This is a genomic window from Xylophilus sp. PBN-3R, assembly GCF_057747805.1.
This window is the reverse complement of the sequence record NZ_CM173225.1, coordinates 4689008-4703197: the sequence shown is the minus strand read 5'-3', so window position 1 is coordinate 4703197 and position 14190 is coordinate 4689008. Positions and strand designations below refer to the sequence as shown.

The window sequence follows — 14190 nt, the reverse complement described above, 5'->3', positions numbered from 1 at the left end:
CGAGCCACATCTGACGAATCATCCATGAGCCAACTTACCCATTTCGACGCCCAAGGCCAGGCCCACATGGTCGATGTCGGCGGCAAACAGCCGACCCATCGCGTGGCGGTCGCCACCGGCCGGATTGTCATGCGGGCCGAAACACTGGCCTTGATCGAAAGCGGGACTGCGAAGAAGGGTGATGTGCTGGGTGTGGCACGCATCGCCGCGATTCAGGCAGCAAAGAAGACGAGTGACCTGATTCCGCTGTGCCATCCGCTGGCGTTGACTCGGGTGGCGGTGGAGTTCGGGATACAGGCGGCGGCACCTGCTGCTGTCACTTGCACGGTGACGGTGGAGACCTTCGGGCCGACAGGGGTGGAGATGGAAGCGTTGACGGCGGTGCAGGTGGGGCTGCTGACGATCTACGACATGTGCAAGGCGGTGGATCGGGGGATGGTGATGGACGCCGTAAGGGTGCTGGAAAAACACGGCGGCAAGTCCGGCAGCTTCGTGATGTCCCCTGCTACGGGTTCCTGAGGTCTTGTCCGGCGCAAACCCTTTGCGCAAGATCATCGGCCGGTTGCGCTCGGCTATCGGCGGCGGCAATGAAAGCCATGCCACACCGTCGTCGACGGCCGGCCTGCTCGAAGCCGAGCTCTCGGCCGGAAACAGGCGATTGGCAGCCGGCTCGCTGGCGGATGCCATCACGCACTACCGGTCGGCGCTTGCGCTCGACCCGGCGTCCCATGACGCCTTACTTCGCCTGGGTTATGCCCTAAGGGAATCCGGATCTCATGCGGAAGCGCGCAACGCACTGGAGGCGTCGTTCGCCAGGCACCCGGCCAACGCCGATGCTGCCTATCTGCTCGGAACGCTCGCGGTAGCAAGACGGGACGACGCGGGCGCAGCTGAATGGCTGACGGCGGCACTGGAGTTGAATCCCATGATTCAGCCGGCATACGGTGACGGAGCGCAGGCCTTGTTCCGAACCGGACGACTCGATGACGCCTATGCACTGCTTTCAAGCGGTGTCGCGCTTTTCCCCCATGACCCGCAACTGCCCTTTTTCCAAGGCAACCTGCTGGCCGAAACAGGCGACCACGCCGGTGCGGCGCACGCTTATCGGCGGTCCCTCGCGTTGGTGGCGGACAACCCGGCCGTGCTCGCCAACCTTGGCAATTGCGAACGCCACCTGGGACATGTCGCAGAAGCGCTCCGTTGTCTGCGGTTGGCAATTTCACAAGAACCCGATAACGCCGCCTGGCACAGCAACCTGCTTTTCACGCTTCAGTACGCCGGAGTGCTAAGCCCAGATGCGTTGTTCGAAGAGCATCTTAGGTTTGCAGAACGCTTCGAAAAGCCTTTCCAGGCCGACTGGCCGGATCACACCCGGACCGTGCGCGTCGAAGGTGAACGTCTGCGGATCGGCTACGTATCGGGCGATTTCCGGGCGCATGCACTCACCTATTTCTTCGAACCGGTGCTGCTCCACCGGAACCGGGCGCAGACCGAGGTGTTTTGCTACTACACCTATCCTATCCACGACGGTGTGACGGCACGTCTGGCCGCACAGGCCGACCACTGGCGCGACTGTGCCGAATGGCCGGACGAGCAGATGGCAGCCCGGATAAGGGCAGACCGTATCGACGTTCTCGTGGACCTTTCGGGTCATACCGGCCACAACCGGCTCACCGTGTTTGCCAGAAAGCCGGCGCCGGTGCAGATGACCTGGCTCGGCTACCAGGCCACCACCGGACTGTCTGCCATGGACTACCGTATCACCGATGGCGGCGTCGATCCAGACGGAACAGCGGAACGTCGTCATTCCGAGCGGCTCTTGAGACTTTCCACCGGCGCGGTTTTCCAGCCCGATCCGCAAAGCCCCGAAGTCAACCGGTTGCCCGCTCGAGACAGCGGGATTTTCACCTTTGGGTGCCTGAACAATCCCGCGAAGATCACGACGGATTTCCTCGATGCGGCCGCACGCATACTGCTGGCTGCCGCTCAGAGCCGCCTGCTTTTCGGGAATGCCACCGAACAAAGCATGTCGATGCTGTGTACAGCTTTCGCCGCACGCGGTGTATCGCTGGATCGACTGGCCTTTGCCGAGCGAAAGAGTGCTGTCGATTACCTGCGACTCCATCATTCGATCGACCTGGCGCTGGACACGTTTCCCTACAACGGGGGCACCACCACATTCCATTCATTGTGGATGGGCGTACCCGTACTCGCCCTGGAGGGCGACACGGCGCTCAGCCGTGTCGGTGTGCAGATGATGCGCGGCTTGGGCCTAGGTACATTTGCGAGCCCCGACCTCGATTCATACGTGCAAAGCGCGATTGCCCTGTCGGGCCAATACGCGTTTCTGCAAGAAACCCGCGCCGGACTGCGGGGCCGCATGCATGACGCCCTGGTGGCCCGTTCAAGGGAATTTGTCGGCGAGCTCGAGCGTGCCTTCACCGACGCGCGCGATCGGATCGGCCCTGTACCGGGTCGAGATAACGGTCTATCGCACTGAAACCTTCAAGCGCATCTGCACACGGGGCTTGGAGAAACGAGCCGTCTTGACGAACCATGGAAAAAACGTCGAATTTCATGTTCTGCACGACCGAAAGACGGGCGGCAACCAGATAGTCGCGCGGCATGGCAACCGTGGTGTCCAGGAAGACACCCAGGCCCCGGTGCACCGCCAGCCGTGCTCCCGCCTTGCCCGCTGCATGAGACCAGGCTTCTTCCAAAAGGCTTTCGGCCTCCAGCAAGTCGCTATCGAAAGCAACGCTGCGTACCTTTTTTGGGCGGACGGCAAGCAAACAGCCTTCCAGCACGGCGATGGCCTTGTCGATGCGTGCGGTGCCTGCACCGGCAATCCGTACTTCGCAGAAATCCGGCCGTTCACCGCAGGGGGCGGTAAAGCCACAGGATCGCTGCTTGAACTCATCCAGCCGCCAATCCAGGCGGTCCCACCGACGCGCTCCCGAAAACCCGACGACATCCGCAATCTCCATCGCCTCGGCAATCTCCAGGAAAAACGCCGGATTGTGGATCTGGATGTTCTTCTGCAGGAAGACGACGATGTCGACGTCCGGCGCGGCCAAGGCTGTCTTGTATTCGTCGATACGAAGCCCCTCGCGCGAACGCACGAACTTGACCGATTCCGCACCGTCGCATCGCTGCAGCCGATCCACCACCGCCTGGTAGGCCGCCTCTAGGTCACACGGAATCACACAGGTAATCCGAGGTCCGGCCTGCAGGGGTGTTTTTGCCGTTGCAGGACCATTCGCTTGCGAGTCACGCAACAACGCGTCGAACAGCGCCGCCTGCATTTTTTCCTGTTCGTCGCCCGGGGCGCCGAGCAGGCGGCCGAGGTTTTCAAGTGCCGCATTGCGATCGGACGCCAGGATCTGATACCGGACGATATTGATCAGCACAGCGGGCACATCGACCGGAACGAATCCGGCGAGCCGATTTTCGAGATAACTTGCCGCCTCGGCGAACTTCTGCTCACGGGTGAGTTCTTCAGTCGCCAATATGTGCGCACCTGCGAAATCCGGGTAATGCGCAAGACAGTAATCAAGAATACGTTTGGCACCGCTCCACTGACCATGCCCCAGCACTGTGGCGGCTCGCCGCACAAGCTCTTGCGGCGGTAATGGCACGACTCCATTGCACCGGGCGGTCGGTTTGTCCGACTTTTTTTCTCTCAGCAATTCATCGCATGCGTCTTCGAAATCACGGGCGAACTTGCGGCCGTCTCCCAAAGCCCCTTCTCCCATGCGGACACGGGATTGCCGGCGGTATTGCTTGAGAAACTCGACGTCCTGTGACAGGGCTATCGCCTTGCGTTTATATTCGTCGATCGTGCTGGCAGCGAGCTCTGGTGCTCCTGCATTGGCAACGACCGACGCACCCATGCGGCTGATGAGCGAAGAACCCTTGAGCGTGATGACCGGCACGCCCATATAAGTGGCAAAACACGTCGTGGTACCGCCATTGAACGGAAAGGTGTCCAGAACGATGTCGACTTCTTCGTAGGACTTGAAGAACTCGACACTGACCACTGGCGGAAGCAGCGAAAACCGTTTCTCCGGTATGCCGGCTTCAACCAATTCCTTCTTGAAGGTGGCCACCACGGTCGTATCCGTGAAATTGACGGCACGCAGCAATAAACGGCTGCGCGGAACACGGCGCAGGATTTCAGCCCAGCAATCCAGCATAGGGCGGTTGATCTTGGCGATATTGCCAAAACATCCGAAAGTCACATAACCGGCCGCCAGCACGGGTGCATCGGCTTGCTCAGGCGCATCGCCGCGAGGGTCGAAACACCAGAACGAATGCGGCAGCACCAGCGGTCGTTCGGTGTAGAAAAATGCGTCGTCAGGTGTGGTGAGATGAGGGTCCAGCAGTTTCACATCGACGGTTGCAAGCCCTGTCGTCGGTGGATAACCCAGACCGGTCACCTGGACTCTTGCCATGCGGTCCTGCAGGAGCCACAAGCGGTTGTGGGAGGTGTGTCCTGCCAATTCCACCAGAACGTCAAGGTCGTGGGACTTGATGAACTGCACCAGTTCTTCGTCGGACTTTTCGTAGACAGCGTGGAACTGATCTGCTCGCGCACGCACTTCATCGGTTTGGGCGTCGGATGAAGATGCGTCATGATATAGGAATATCTCCACCCGTTCGCGATCATGACCTTCCAGCAAGGGGCGGAAAAAATATCGTACGGAATGTTCGCGAAAATCGGGCGACCAATAACCAATGCGGATTTTGTTCCGTTCGGGTTGCAATATCTTCTGAACCGGCTCGGCCTTCATCTTTTCCGTCAGCGGCAAAAGTGTGCTGGCCCAGAAATGATGTTCCGCCGCCAGAATCGGCTCAGCCCGGTCGGCATAAGCGCTGTGCCACATGTAGGCGTCCGGCACCCGGTTGTTATCGAAATCCGCCAGCCAGGCGCTCAGGCTGTAATAAACCGCCGTCGAAACCTTGCCAAGCTTGAATTGCAGTGCTGCGTAATGTGCACTGATATACGGATAACCAGGAATGGCAACCTGCGCACGGGTCAGATTTTCGATTGCCTCGGGCACACGGCCGCCTTCCAGCAGGCAGCGTGCGTAGTTGACGGCGACATAAAGGTCTGAGTCGTCGAGCAGGTGCGCTAATCGAAAACACTCATATGCTTGCGGTAATTCACCGACTTCCAGCAATTGCAGGCCCAAGTTGACCATGACGCGCACATTTCGCGGATCCAACTCCAGATATTCGCGCCCCAGCGAAATGGCCTTGCGCCATTCCCTGGCGTTGTGTGCCACCTGAATGGATTCCAGCAGTTCTTCTTTACGGCGTTGCCTGGAACCCTCGACGAACCATTTTCCAAACGTACCCTTGACGAGTGACTTCAACATCAGCAGAACCTTCGCACGACGAAAGAACTCACTTCTTGTTTGCTTTCGTCATTTCCATGACCAAGCCTTCGGTGGCAATATCGATGAAATTGGGGGGGTAACCCTTTTCATTCAGCCCCCATTTGAATGCATTTGCAAAAATGGAGCGGCGAAGCAAACCCATCTTTCTATCGGAAAGATGTCGTCCGGTTTCCTGATAAACACGCTCCAGTGAACGGGTTATCTTGTTTACCGACAACTTTCCCATGCTTTCACCGGTCAGGGAGGCGGGCGGAAGCTGTTTGACAATCTGCGCCACCAGTTCGGCCGCAAATGCGCGCTCCTGGCTGTAATCGAATAATCCGGCCAATTTCATTCCTAGAAGTATTGCTGGCGATCATACAAAGTTGACCAGCCTCCACCGCCATCGCTCGAGCGGACTGCAGGCCAAAAAAAAGCCCCTGCAAAGGGGCTTCTCCAGGATCGCCAGGGCGATCAGCCGCGGCAGGATGCCGGCACGTACTTGGCGGGGGTGCCGCTGCAGGTCCAGCTGATGGTGCCGCCGGAAGAAGCGCTTGCAGCGCTGCCGCTCAGGTTGATCGTAACGCTGGCAGAACCGCCAACATTGGAGCTGCCGACAATAACCACGGTTACCCCGCTGGCAGCCGTGGCGATGGATGCGCTACCGACTTTGCCGCCGGTGGCCGGAACGCAGTCGCTCGACACGGTGGACACGAAGGCGCTATTGGCCTGGAAAGATTCGGACAGGCAAGTACGTGCGCTGCTGGCCGAAAGGATCAGTTCCGAAACACGAGCCCGGACGGTGTAGTCCTGGTAGGCCGGCAGGGCCACGGCAGCCAGGATACCGATGATCGCGACAACGATCATCAGTTCGATCAGGGTGAAGCCCTGTTGCACATTGCGCCGAATAGAACGGGTCATAGATTTACTCCAGATGGAAGGGGGAACAAGCCCCCCATGCCACGCAGCTTCCATGCCAGTAACAATTTGCACCGCGCCCGCCTGAAAGGCGGTATGGCCTGACAAATTTGTCATCGATATCGTGCCGATGTCGAGTCAGCGAAGCCAAAACTGTCACCACTCGAAGGTCTGTCCCTCGGTCAACCACCGAATGTCCAGTGCCGGATGCACGCAGCCCACCCCACGTTTCAGCCTTCCGATCTCTTCCATGATCAACACCGTCTCCGCTGGTTTGGTGTGGGTGATCCACACGGTGTAGCTGCCCGGCCTGTCGATCAATGCCAGTTCTTCGCCGAGCGTGCAGGGCGAGATGTGCCGGCTCCGCAGTGCAAGTTCGGATTCCGCATTGCTGAAGGCGGTTTCGATGACCAGTGCGCCGACGTCCAACTGGTTCACCCGTTTCCAGAAAGCTGGATTACGCCCGGTATCGCCGCTGAAAACCCAGGCGGGTCCCGCATTTTCGGATATTGCAAAACCCACCGCCGGCACCGAGTGGACTGCCGGAAGTACCTCGATTGATTTACCTTCGATGTGCAGAACGTCGCCGGTTTCGAATATCTGGAACCGAATGAACGGTGATTCGACGGATGGAAGGGATTCGAAGTCAGGCCAGATCACATTATTGAATATATGCGCCCGTAAAGCCGCCACGGTTTCGGCCAGCGCGTGGACCTGCAGCGGTTTGACTCGATATGCGGCAACCGCATCCATCATCAGGGGCAGGGCCGCTATATGGTCGAGATGGCTGTGTGTCAGCAGCACATGGTCGATGCGGGCCATGTCCGGCAGGGTGAGTTCGCCGACCCCAGTACCCGCGTCGACCAGCAGGTTCTCGTCCACCAGAAACGATGTGGTGCAACGGCCCTTTGCAATCGCGCCGGAGCAGCCCAGTACGCAGACTTTCATGCAGTTCCTTGAGGGCGAATGTCGATGGGGTCCGGATTATTGGCGGGTTCCACCGTGAATACCGTCACCGCCTGCTGCCTGCCCTTCACCATGACACGGTCCAGTTCGCGCCATGCAAAGTGGTCCGCAGTCTGGGCACGGGTGTTTTCACTGACGACCAAATCTACGCCGTAGACGCTGCACAGGCCTTCCAGCCTTGCCGCAAGGTTCACCGCATCGCCGATGACGGTGTAGCTGCGTCGGATGTCCGAGCCCATGTCGCCGACACACATCGTCCCGGTGTTCAGGCCGATCCCGATCTGGATGGGCGGCAAACCCTGCGCGGCGTGTTCGGCATTGAGTTTGCGGATGGCGGTCGCCATGCCGATGGCGGCACCGACCGCTAGCCGCGCATGGGCGCCGGTACGTTGCGGCGCGCCCCAGAAGGCCATCACACAGTCGCCCATGTATTTATCGACGGTGCCTCGCTGTTGACCGATGACGTCGGTCAGCCGGCTGAACACGCGGTTGAGCAGCGCCTGCAGGGCCAGCGGTTCCATGCTTTCCGACAGCGCGGTGAATCCGCGCATGTCGCAGAACATGACGGTCATCTCGCGGTTGTCGGCCCGCATGGTGTATTGGTCCGGTTCCCGCACCATTTCCGCTACCAGTTCGTGTGGCACGTAGGTGCCGAACAGGCGCGCAAGCTGACGTTTGGAGCGGGTCTCGACGAAATAGCCATAGGCGATATCGAGCGCGAATGCGGCCAGCGCGGCCAGAAGCGGCACCGCCAGCGGCACCACCAGGCCGGCGCCGGCAAACAGCCAGAGGTTGGCGCCGACCAGCACGCCGAGCACGGCCAGGGTCGCCAGCACGCCGACCGGCACACTCAGCAAGGGCAGGCAGAAGGCCAGCAGCAGGCCGGCGGCGAGGGTGGTGAGAGCCGCGTAGCCAGCCTCGTAGTCGGGGCGGACAAGCGTGCGGCCGTCGAGCAGGCCGGACAGGATGTTGGCGTGAACCTCGACGCCCGGATAGGCCTCTCCCACGGGGGTGACACGCAGGTCGAGCAGACCCGGAGCGGTGGTGCCGACCAGCACCATCCTGCCCGACAGCGATGCGGCGTCGAGCTTGCCGTTCAGCACGTCTGCTGCGGATATGTACCGGAACGATCCGCCCCCGGTGCCGCCTGCGCCGCGGTAGGGCACCAGTGCAGCAGCGCGTTCGTCCACCGGGACGATCTGCGGGTTGTCGTCGCGATCCAGCAGCAGGCTTTGCAACAGCGCGGGTCGGCCCGCCACGGCCTCTGTTCCGGGGACCAGGGCGGGCAGCACCCTGGGATTGCCCGTCAGGCTGCGGTACATCGCGAGGGCAAGGGATTCGTAATAGTTGCCGCCGAACCCTGCGATCAGCGAGACCGAGCGGACTTCGCCATCCGGATCGGTGATGGAGTTCATGAATCCACCGTGCGGCGCAGCCTCCGCCAGCGTCGGGATGTTGGCGCCTGCGCTTCGCCAGCGCTGCACCGCCAGCGGCGGCAGCGAACCACCCGCAATGACTGGCTGCGGAAGTGCGCCGCGAAGGCCGCCTTCGGAGTCCTGGCTGAAGTAATAGCCCAGCACCGCACGTCGGTCGCGCAGCGCATCGGCCAGGCGGCGGTCATAGTCGAGGCGGGATTCGAGCCGCCGCAGCCTGTCGGCAAATCCGGGCTGCGATCGCATGTCACCCGCAGCCAGTTCACGCAGGCTGTCGAGGCCGGAGCTGCGGTCGCGTTCGCCGAACAGCACGTCGAAGCCGACGACCGCAGCCTGCTGGCGATCAAACAGTTCGTACACCAGCCGGGCGACCTGGTCGCGGCCCCAGGGCCAGCGGCCGACCTCGGAAAGGCTGCGTTCGTCGATATCGACGATCACCACCCGCGGATCGAGGCCGGCCGGCATGGTGGCCCGCAGCCGGCTGTCGTACAGGGTCCGTTCTGCGGCGTCCAGGCCGGGCAGCCGGACCAGCCCGACGATATGGGCCAGGGCCAGCAGCACCGGCACCAGCGTCACGGCGAAACGGCGCCCGTGGCGTGTCATCCAGCCCGAACGGAGGCGAGCTCTGGATTCGGCCGGCACCCCTCGGCGCGGAATCAGGGCGCGCCCAGGGCGAACTGCATGCGGATGCCCGCCAGTTCGACCGTGTCGCCATGGCGCAGCATGACCGGCGCCTGGCCGACGACCGAACCGTTGATGGTCGGCACTGCCGCGCCCTCGACATGCGCAAGACTGTAACCGTGCGGCCTTCGGGTGATGGAAGCCACGCCGACGCCGGCCTTGCCGATGGTGGTGACCAGTTTCACCAACTCGACCGTCCGGCCGGTGGCGGCACCCGACAGGACCCGGATGCTGGCGGTCTGCAGAGCGCCCATGTCGCCGGCCATGGCAGTGTCGGGAAAGAAGGTCGCCGGCAGCTCGGTATCCGGGAACGACATGATGGAAGACTGGCTGTATTCCTCGGCCGTCGGAACCGCGGCCGCGCTGGCCTGCACCTGGCCCTCGCCATCGAAATGCAGCTGGTAACGGCCGATTTCGACCACATCCCCGTTGCGCAGGGTATGCCGGCGCACCGGCCGACCGTTGACGAAGGTTCCGTTGGTGCTGTTGAGATCTTCGACGACCAGTTCGTGGCCGACGCGGCGGACCGCAGCGTGTTCGCCGCTCACCGCCAGGTTGTCGATCACGACATCGCTATAGGGACGTCGACCGAAGGTGGTGTATTCCTTCGTCAGCACGACTTCGCGCAAGGCGACACCTTCCAGTGACAACAACATCCTTGCCATCGCCGACTCCTGCTCCTGATTTTTTCAACCGCCGACGACCATCGCCTGCGATTCCCTACGAGCGCCGCCATTGAAAAAATCGGCTGCTGCGTATGACCGGCGCGCCTTCCGACGAAACCAGCAATACGCTCACATTATCGCGTCCCCCGGCTTGATTTGCGGCATGCACCAGTGATGCGGCCCGGGATTCCAGTGAAGTCGAGGCCAGCAGCAGTTGGGCGACGCGGGCGTCGGGGATCATGTCGGTCAGGCCGTCCGAACACAGCAGGTACAGATCGCCGGGAGCCGGCTCGAGTTCGAAGACGTCGAGGTCGCCGCTTTCGGGATACCCCAGCGCCCGGGTGACGAGGTTGCGATTGGGCGCATTCAAGGCCTCGCCTTCGTCGATCAGGCCGGCGTCGATCTGCTCCTGCAGAACCGAATGGTCGTGGCTGATGCGCTCGAGGCGGTTGCCGCGCAGCCGATAACAACGCGAATCGCCGATGGAGCCGATCATCACCCGCGACGGCTGGAACACACCGAACACCAGTGTGGTGCCCATGCCCTGGCATTCGGGCTGCTGCTCGGCGACCGCCATGATGGACTGGTTGGCCGAGCGCACATAACGCCGCATGGCACCCCGCATGGCGCGGCTCTTGGCGTCTGCGCCGCTGATGGCCAGCCAGGTGGCGAAATGCTCCTGCATGTAGGCCGCGGCGATGCTGCTGGCAACCTCGCCTGCACGATAGCCACCCATGCCATCCGCCACGACCGCGAGGCCGACGGACACGTCATGCAGCACGACATCTTCGTTGTTGGTTCGGACGCGCCCCGGATCGGTCAGGGCATGGAATTGGTATTGCATGGCAGCCGGCAATGGTAGCCGCCCGAAATGGTTCGTAACGACCGAATTAGTCGGTTGCGAACGCAAAAAAGCCCGCTGGGACCGCATCCGTGGATGCGACCCCAGCGGGCCTTCAACCTCAGCTACGAACGCGCCGGATCAGGCCCCGTGCGCCTTGTGTGCCTTGGCATTGGCGCGGGCTGCAGCCGCCTTGCCCACGACCACCACCAGCACCGCGCCGGCAACCGCGGCGGCGTAGTGCAGCCAAGGGTTGGCAGCCAGCACGCCGCGCAGCGACACGTCGCTCATGATGGTCTCGCCGGCCACCCAGCCGATCAGCGCAGCGCCCAGCACCACGATGATGGGGAACCGTTCCATCAGCTTGATCATCAGCGTGCTGCCGAAGATCACCAGCGGAATGCTGATGGCCAGACCAAGAACCAGCAAGACCATGTTGCCCTGGGCCGAAGCGGCCACGGCGATCACGTTGTCCAGGCTCATCACCAGGTCGGCCAGCAGGATGGTGCGGATGGCGGCGCCCAGGGTGCCGTATTCCTTCGATTCGCCTTCTTCTTCCTCACCCTCGGACAGCAACTGGTAGCCGATCCACAGCAGCAGCACGCCGCCGATGATCTGCAGGTACGGGAGCTCGAGCAGCCAGGCGGCCACCACGGTCAGCACGATCCGCAGCACCACCGCGGCGCCGGAGCCCCACATGATGGCTTTCTTCTGCTGGGCCGGGGGCAGCGAGCGGGCTGCCAGTGCGATCACCACCGCGTTGTCGCCGGACAGGATGATGTTGATCCAGATGATCTTGATGAGGCCGATCCAGAATTCCGGCGTACTAAGCATGTCCACGGTTTAGCTCCTGTTATATAAATTATGCGAATAATGCAAAAGCGCGCCGGAGATGCATATCGACATCTCCGGCGCGCTTTTTTGCGCACGGCAGTTTACCGGCGCGAGCGCTGCGGGAAGTGCGTAGTTTTGCGTATCACATGTCAGATACACCACGGTTCCCGCAGTGGCCTGCTCAGATCAGAGCAGACCCTTCAGCAGGCGGCCCATTTCGGATGGGTTGCGGGTGATGACGAAACCGCACTCTTCCATCACCGCCAGCTTGGCATCGGCAGTGTCTTCACCGCCGGAGATCAGCGCACCGGCGTGACCCATGCGTTTGCCCGGAGGGGCGGTGACACCGGCGATGAAACCGACGACCGGCTTCTTCATGTTGTCCTTGCACCAGCGGGCGGCTTCGGCTTCGTCGGGTCCGCCGATTTCACCGATCATGATGACCGCGTCGGTTTCCGGATCGTCGTTGAAAGCCTTCATCACGTCGATGTGCTTCAGGCCGTTGATCGGGTCGCCGCCGATGCCGACAGCCGACGACTGGCCGATGCCCAGTTCCGTCAGTTGTGCAACGGCTTCATAGGTCAGGGTGCCGGAACGCGAAACCACGCCGACACGGCCCTTCTTGTGGATGTGACCGGGCATGATGCCGATCTTGATCTCGTCGGGCGTGATCAGGCCGGGGCAGTTGGGGCCCAGCAGCAGGGTCTTCTTGCCGCCGGCGGCTTCCTTGGCCTTCATGCGGTTGCGCACCATCAGCATGTCGCGGACGGGGATGCCTTCGGTGATGCAGATGGCCAGATCCAGGTCGGCTTCGACGGCTTCCCAGATGGCGGCTGCGGCACCTGCCGGCGGCACGTAGATGACCGACACGGTCGCGCCGGTCTGCGATGCGGCTTCCTTCACCGATGCGTAGATCGGGATGTTGAAGATGGACTCGCCGGCCTTCTTGGGGTTCACGCCCGCCACGAAGGCGTTCTTGCCGTTCGCGTATTCCTGGCACTTTTCCGTGTGGAACTGACCGGTCTTGCCGGTGATGCCCTGGGTGATGACCTTGGTGTCTTTGTTGATGTAGATCGACATGACGCTGTTTCCTTACTTGGCCTGAACGGCTGCAACCACTTTTTGGGCCGCTTCGGCCATCGAATCGGCGCTGATGATCGGCAGGCCGGAATCGGCCAGCATCTGCTTGCCGAGCTGTTCGTTCGTGCCCTTCATGCGCACGACCAGGGGCACCGACAGGTTCACGGCCTTGCAGGCGGTGATGACGCCGGTGGCGATGGTGTCGCACTTCATGATGCCGCCGAAGATGTTGACCATGATGGCCTCGACCTTGGGGTTCTTCAGCATGATCTTGAAGGCTTCGGTGACCTTCTCCGGGGTGGCGCCGCCGCCGACGTCCAGGAAGTTGGCCGGCTCGGCGCCGTACAGCTTGATGGTGTCCATGGTGGCCATGGCCAGGCCGGCACCGTTCACCAGGCAGCCGATGTTGCCGTCGAGGCTGATGTAGGCCAGATCGAACTTGCTGGCTTCGATTTCGGCAGCGTCTTCTTCGTCCAGGTCGCGCAGGGCGACGATTTCCGGCAGGCGGAACAGGGCGTTGGTGTCGAAGTTGAACTTGGCGTCCAGGGCGGTGATGGTGCCCTTGCTGTCGACGTTCAGCGGGTTGATTTCAACCAGCGAAGCATCGGTTTCCATGTAGCAGGTGTACAGCTTCTTGAAGATGTCGACGGCCTGTGCGGTGGAGCCGGCCGGGATGCCGATGGCGTCCGCAATCTTCTTGGCTTGTTCGTCGCCCAGTCCGGTCAGGGGGTCGATGAACTCGGTGATGATCTTTTCGGGGGTGGAATGGGCCACTTCCTCGATGTCCATGCCGCCTTCGCTCGAAGCGATGAACGCCAGCTTCTGCGTGGCGCGGTCGGTGACGATGGAAACGTAGAGTTCGTTCTTGATGTCGGCGCCGTCTTCGATGTAGAGGCGGCGGACCTTCTGGCCTTCGGGGCCGGTCTGGTGCGTCTTCAGCTGCATGCCCAGGATCTCGCCGGAAATGCGCTTGACGTCTTCGATGGTCTTGGCAACTTTCACGCCGCCGCCCTTGCCGCGGCCGCCTGCGTGGATCTGTGCCTTGACGACCCAGACCGGGCCGCCGAGCTTTTCAGCGGCTTCGACCGCTTCCTGCACGTTGAAGGCGGGGATGCCGTTAGGGACGGGCACGCCGAACTTGCGCAAGATTTCCTTGCCTTGGTACTCGTGAATCTTCATGAGGTCTCGCTCTGGGGAGAAGGGATGGGAGCATCGCGCCGTCGGTTCTCGACATCGGCCCCCTATGGAGGCGGCTCGAATGGCCCCGGAGGCCTGTGGCCCGACGGCAATCCGGGCAGCCGCCGACTGTATCATGGGGTTTCCCCGCCCTGCATCTTTGACACAAGGGCTTCATCTAGTCGCAATAGGCTGTATTTCTGAACCACTTGCCC

General features: G+C 61.7%; 12 protein-coding genes. 2 read left to right on the top strand and 10 right to left on the bottom strand.

Annotation, left to right across the window (positions count from 1 at the left end; all coding sequences use genetic code 11):
* Positions 1 to 24: 24 nt before the first annotated feature.
* Positions 25 to 519, top strand: coding sequence for a cyclic pyranopterin monophosphate synthase MoaC (gene moaC, locus AC3ANW_RS22260; protein ID WP_488343002.1), 495 nt, complete (start codon positions 25 to 27; stop codon positions 517 to 519).
* A 22-nt stretch (positions 520 to 541) separates the two neighbouring features.
* Positions 542 to 2500 carry an O-linked N-acetylglucosamine transferase, SPINDLY family protein gene (locus AC3ANW_RS22255; RefSeq protein WP_488343001.1) on the top strand — a complete coding sequence of 653 codons (1959 nt, stop codon included), beginning with the start codon at positions 542 to 544 and terminating at the stop codon, positions 2498 to 2500.
* Here the strand turns inward: AC3ANW_RS22255 and AC3ANW_RS22250 are convergent.
* From AC3ANW_RS22250 to sucC, 10 genes are all read right to left on the bottom strand, one after another.
* The gene (locus AC3ANW_RS22250) at positions 2439 to 5381 is read right to left on the bottom strand and encodes an O-linked N-acetylglucosamine transferase, SPINDLY family protein (RefSeq protein WP_488343000.1); all 2943 of its coding nucleotides are present in this window, start codon (positions 5379 to 5381) and stop codon (positions 2439 to 2441) included. The genes AC3ANW_RS22255 and AC3ANW_RS22250 overlap by 62 nt on opposite strands.
* A 28-nt stretch (positions 5382 to 5409) precedes the next feature.
* On the bottom strand, positions 5410 to 5736 hold the full coding sequence (locus tag AC3ANW_RS22245; protein WP_488342999.1) for a hypothetical protein: 327 nt from the start codon (positions 5734 to 5736) through the stop codon (positions 5410 to 5412).
* A gap of 119 nt (positions 5737 to 5855) precedes the next feature.
* Positions 5856 to 6302: a pilin gene (locus AC3ANW_RS22240; RefSeq protein WP_488342998.1), complete on the bottom strand. Its 447-nt coding sequence runs from the start codon at positions 6300 to 6302 to the stop codon at positions 5856 to 5858.
* Positions 6303 to 6455: 153 nt separating this feature from the next.
* Positions 6456 to 7247 carry a 3',5'-cyclic-nucleotide phosphodiesterase gene (locus tag AC3ANW_RS22235; protein WP_488342997.1) on the bottom strand — a complete coding sequence of 264 codons (792 nt, stop codon included), beginning with the start codon at positions 7245 to 7247 and terminating at the stop codon, positions 6456 to 6458.
* On the bottom strand, positions 7244 to 9301 hold the full coding sequence (locus tag AC3ANW_RS22230; RefSeq protein WP_488342996.1) for a CHASE2 domain-containing protein: 2058 nt from the start codon (positions 9299 to 9301) through the stop codon (positions 7244 to 7246). The genes AC3ANW_RS22235 and AC3ANW_RS22230 overlap by 4 nt, the downstream gene beginning before the upstream one ends.
* A gap of 53 nt (positions 9302 to 9354) precedes the next feature.
* A complete protein-coding gene (locus tag AC3ANW_RS22225; RefSeq protein ID WP_488342995.1) occupies positions 9355 to 10044 on the bottom strand; it encodes an FHA domain-containing protein in 690 nt (229 codons plus the stop codon).
* A 55-nt stretch (positions 10045 to 10099) separates the two neighbouring features.
* Positions 10100 to 10888, bottom strand: a complete 789-nt coding sequence (locus tag AC3ANW_RS22220) for a Stp1/IreP family PP2C-type Ser/Thr phosphatase (RefSeq protein ID WP_488342994.1) — start codon at positions 10886 to 10888, stop codon at positions 10100 to 10102.
* A 138-nt stretch (positions 10889 to 11026) separates the two neighbouring features.
* Complete coding sequence (locus AC3ANW_RS22215) at positions 11027 to 11725, bottom strand: TerC family protein (protein WP_488342993.1); 699 nt, start codon at positions 11723 to 11725, stop codon at positions 11027 to 11029.
* Between the two features lie 180 nt (positions 11726 to 11905).
* Complete coding sequence (gene sucD / locus AC3ANW_RS22210; RefSeq protein WP_488342992.1) at positions 11906 to 12799, bottom strand: succinate--CoA ligase subunit alpha; 894 nt, start codon at positions 12797 to 12799, stop codon at positions 11906 to 11908.
* Between the two features lie 12 nt (positions 12800 to 12811).
* Positions 12812 to 13978 (bottom strand): ADP-forming succinate--CoA ligase subunit beta, encoded by a 1167-nt coding sequence (gene sucC / locus AC3ANW_RS22205; protein WP_488342991.1) that lies wholly within the window; start codon positions 13976 to 13978, stop codon positions 12812 to 12814.
* Positions 13979 to 14190: the final 212 nt, after the last annotated feature.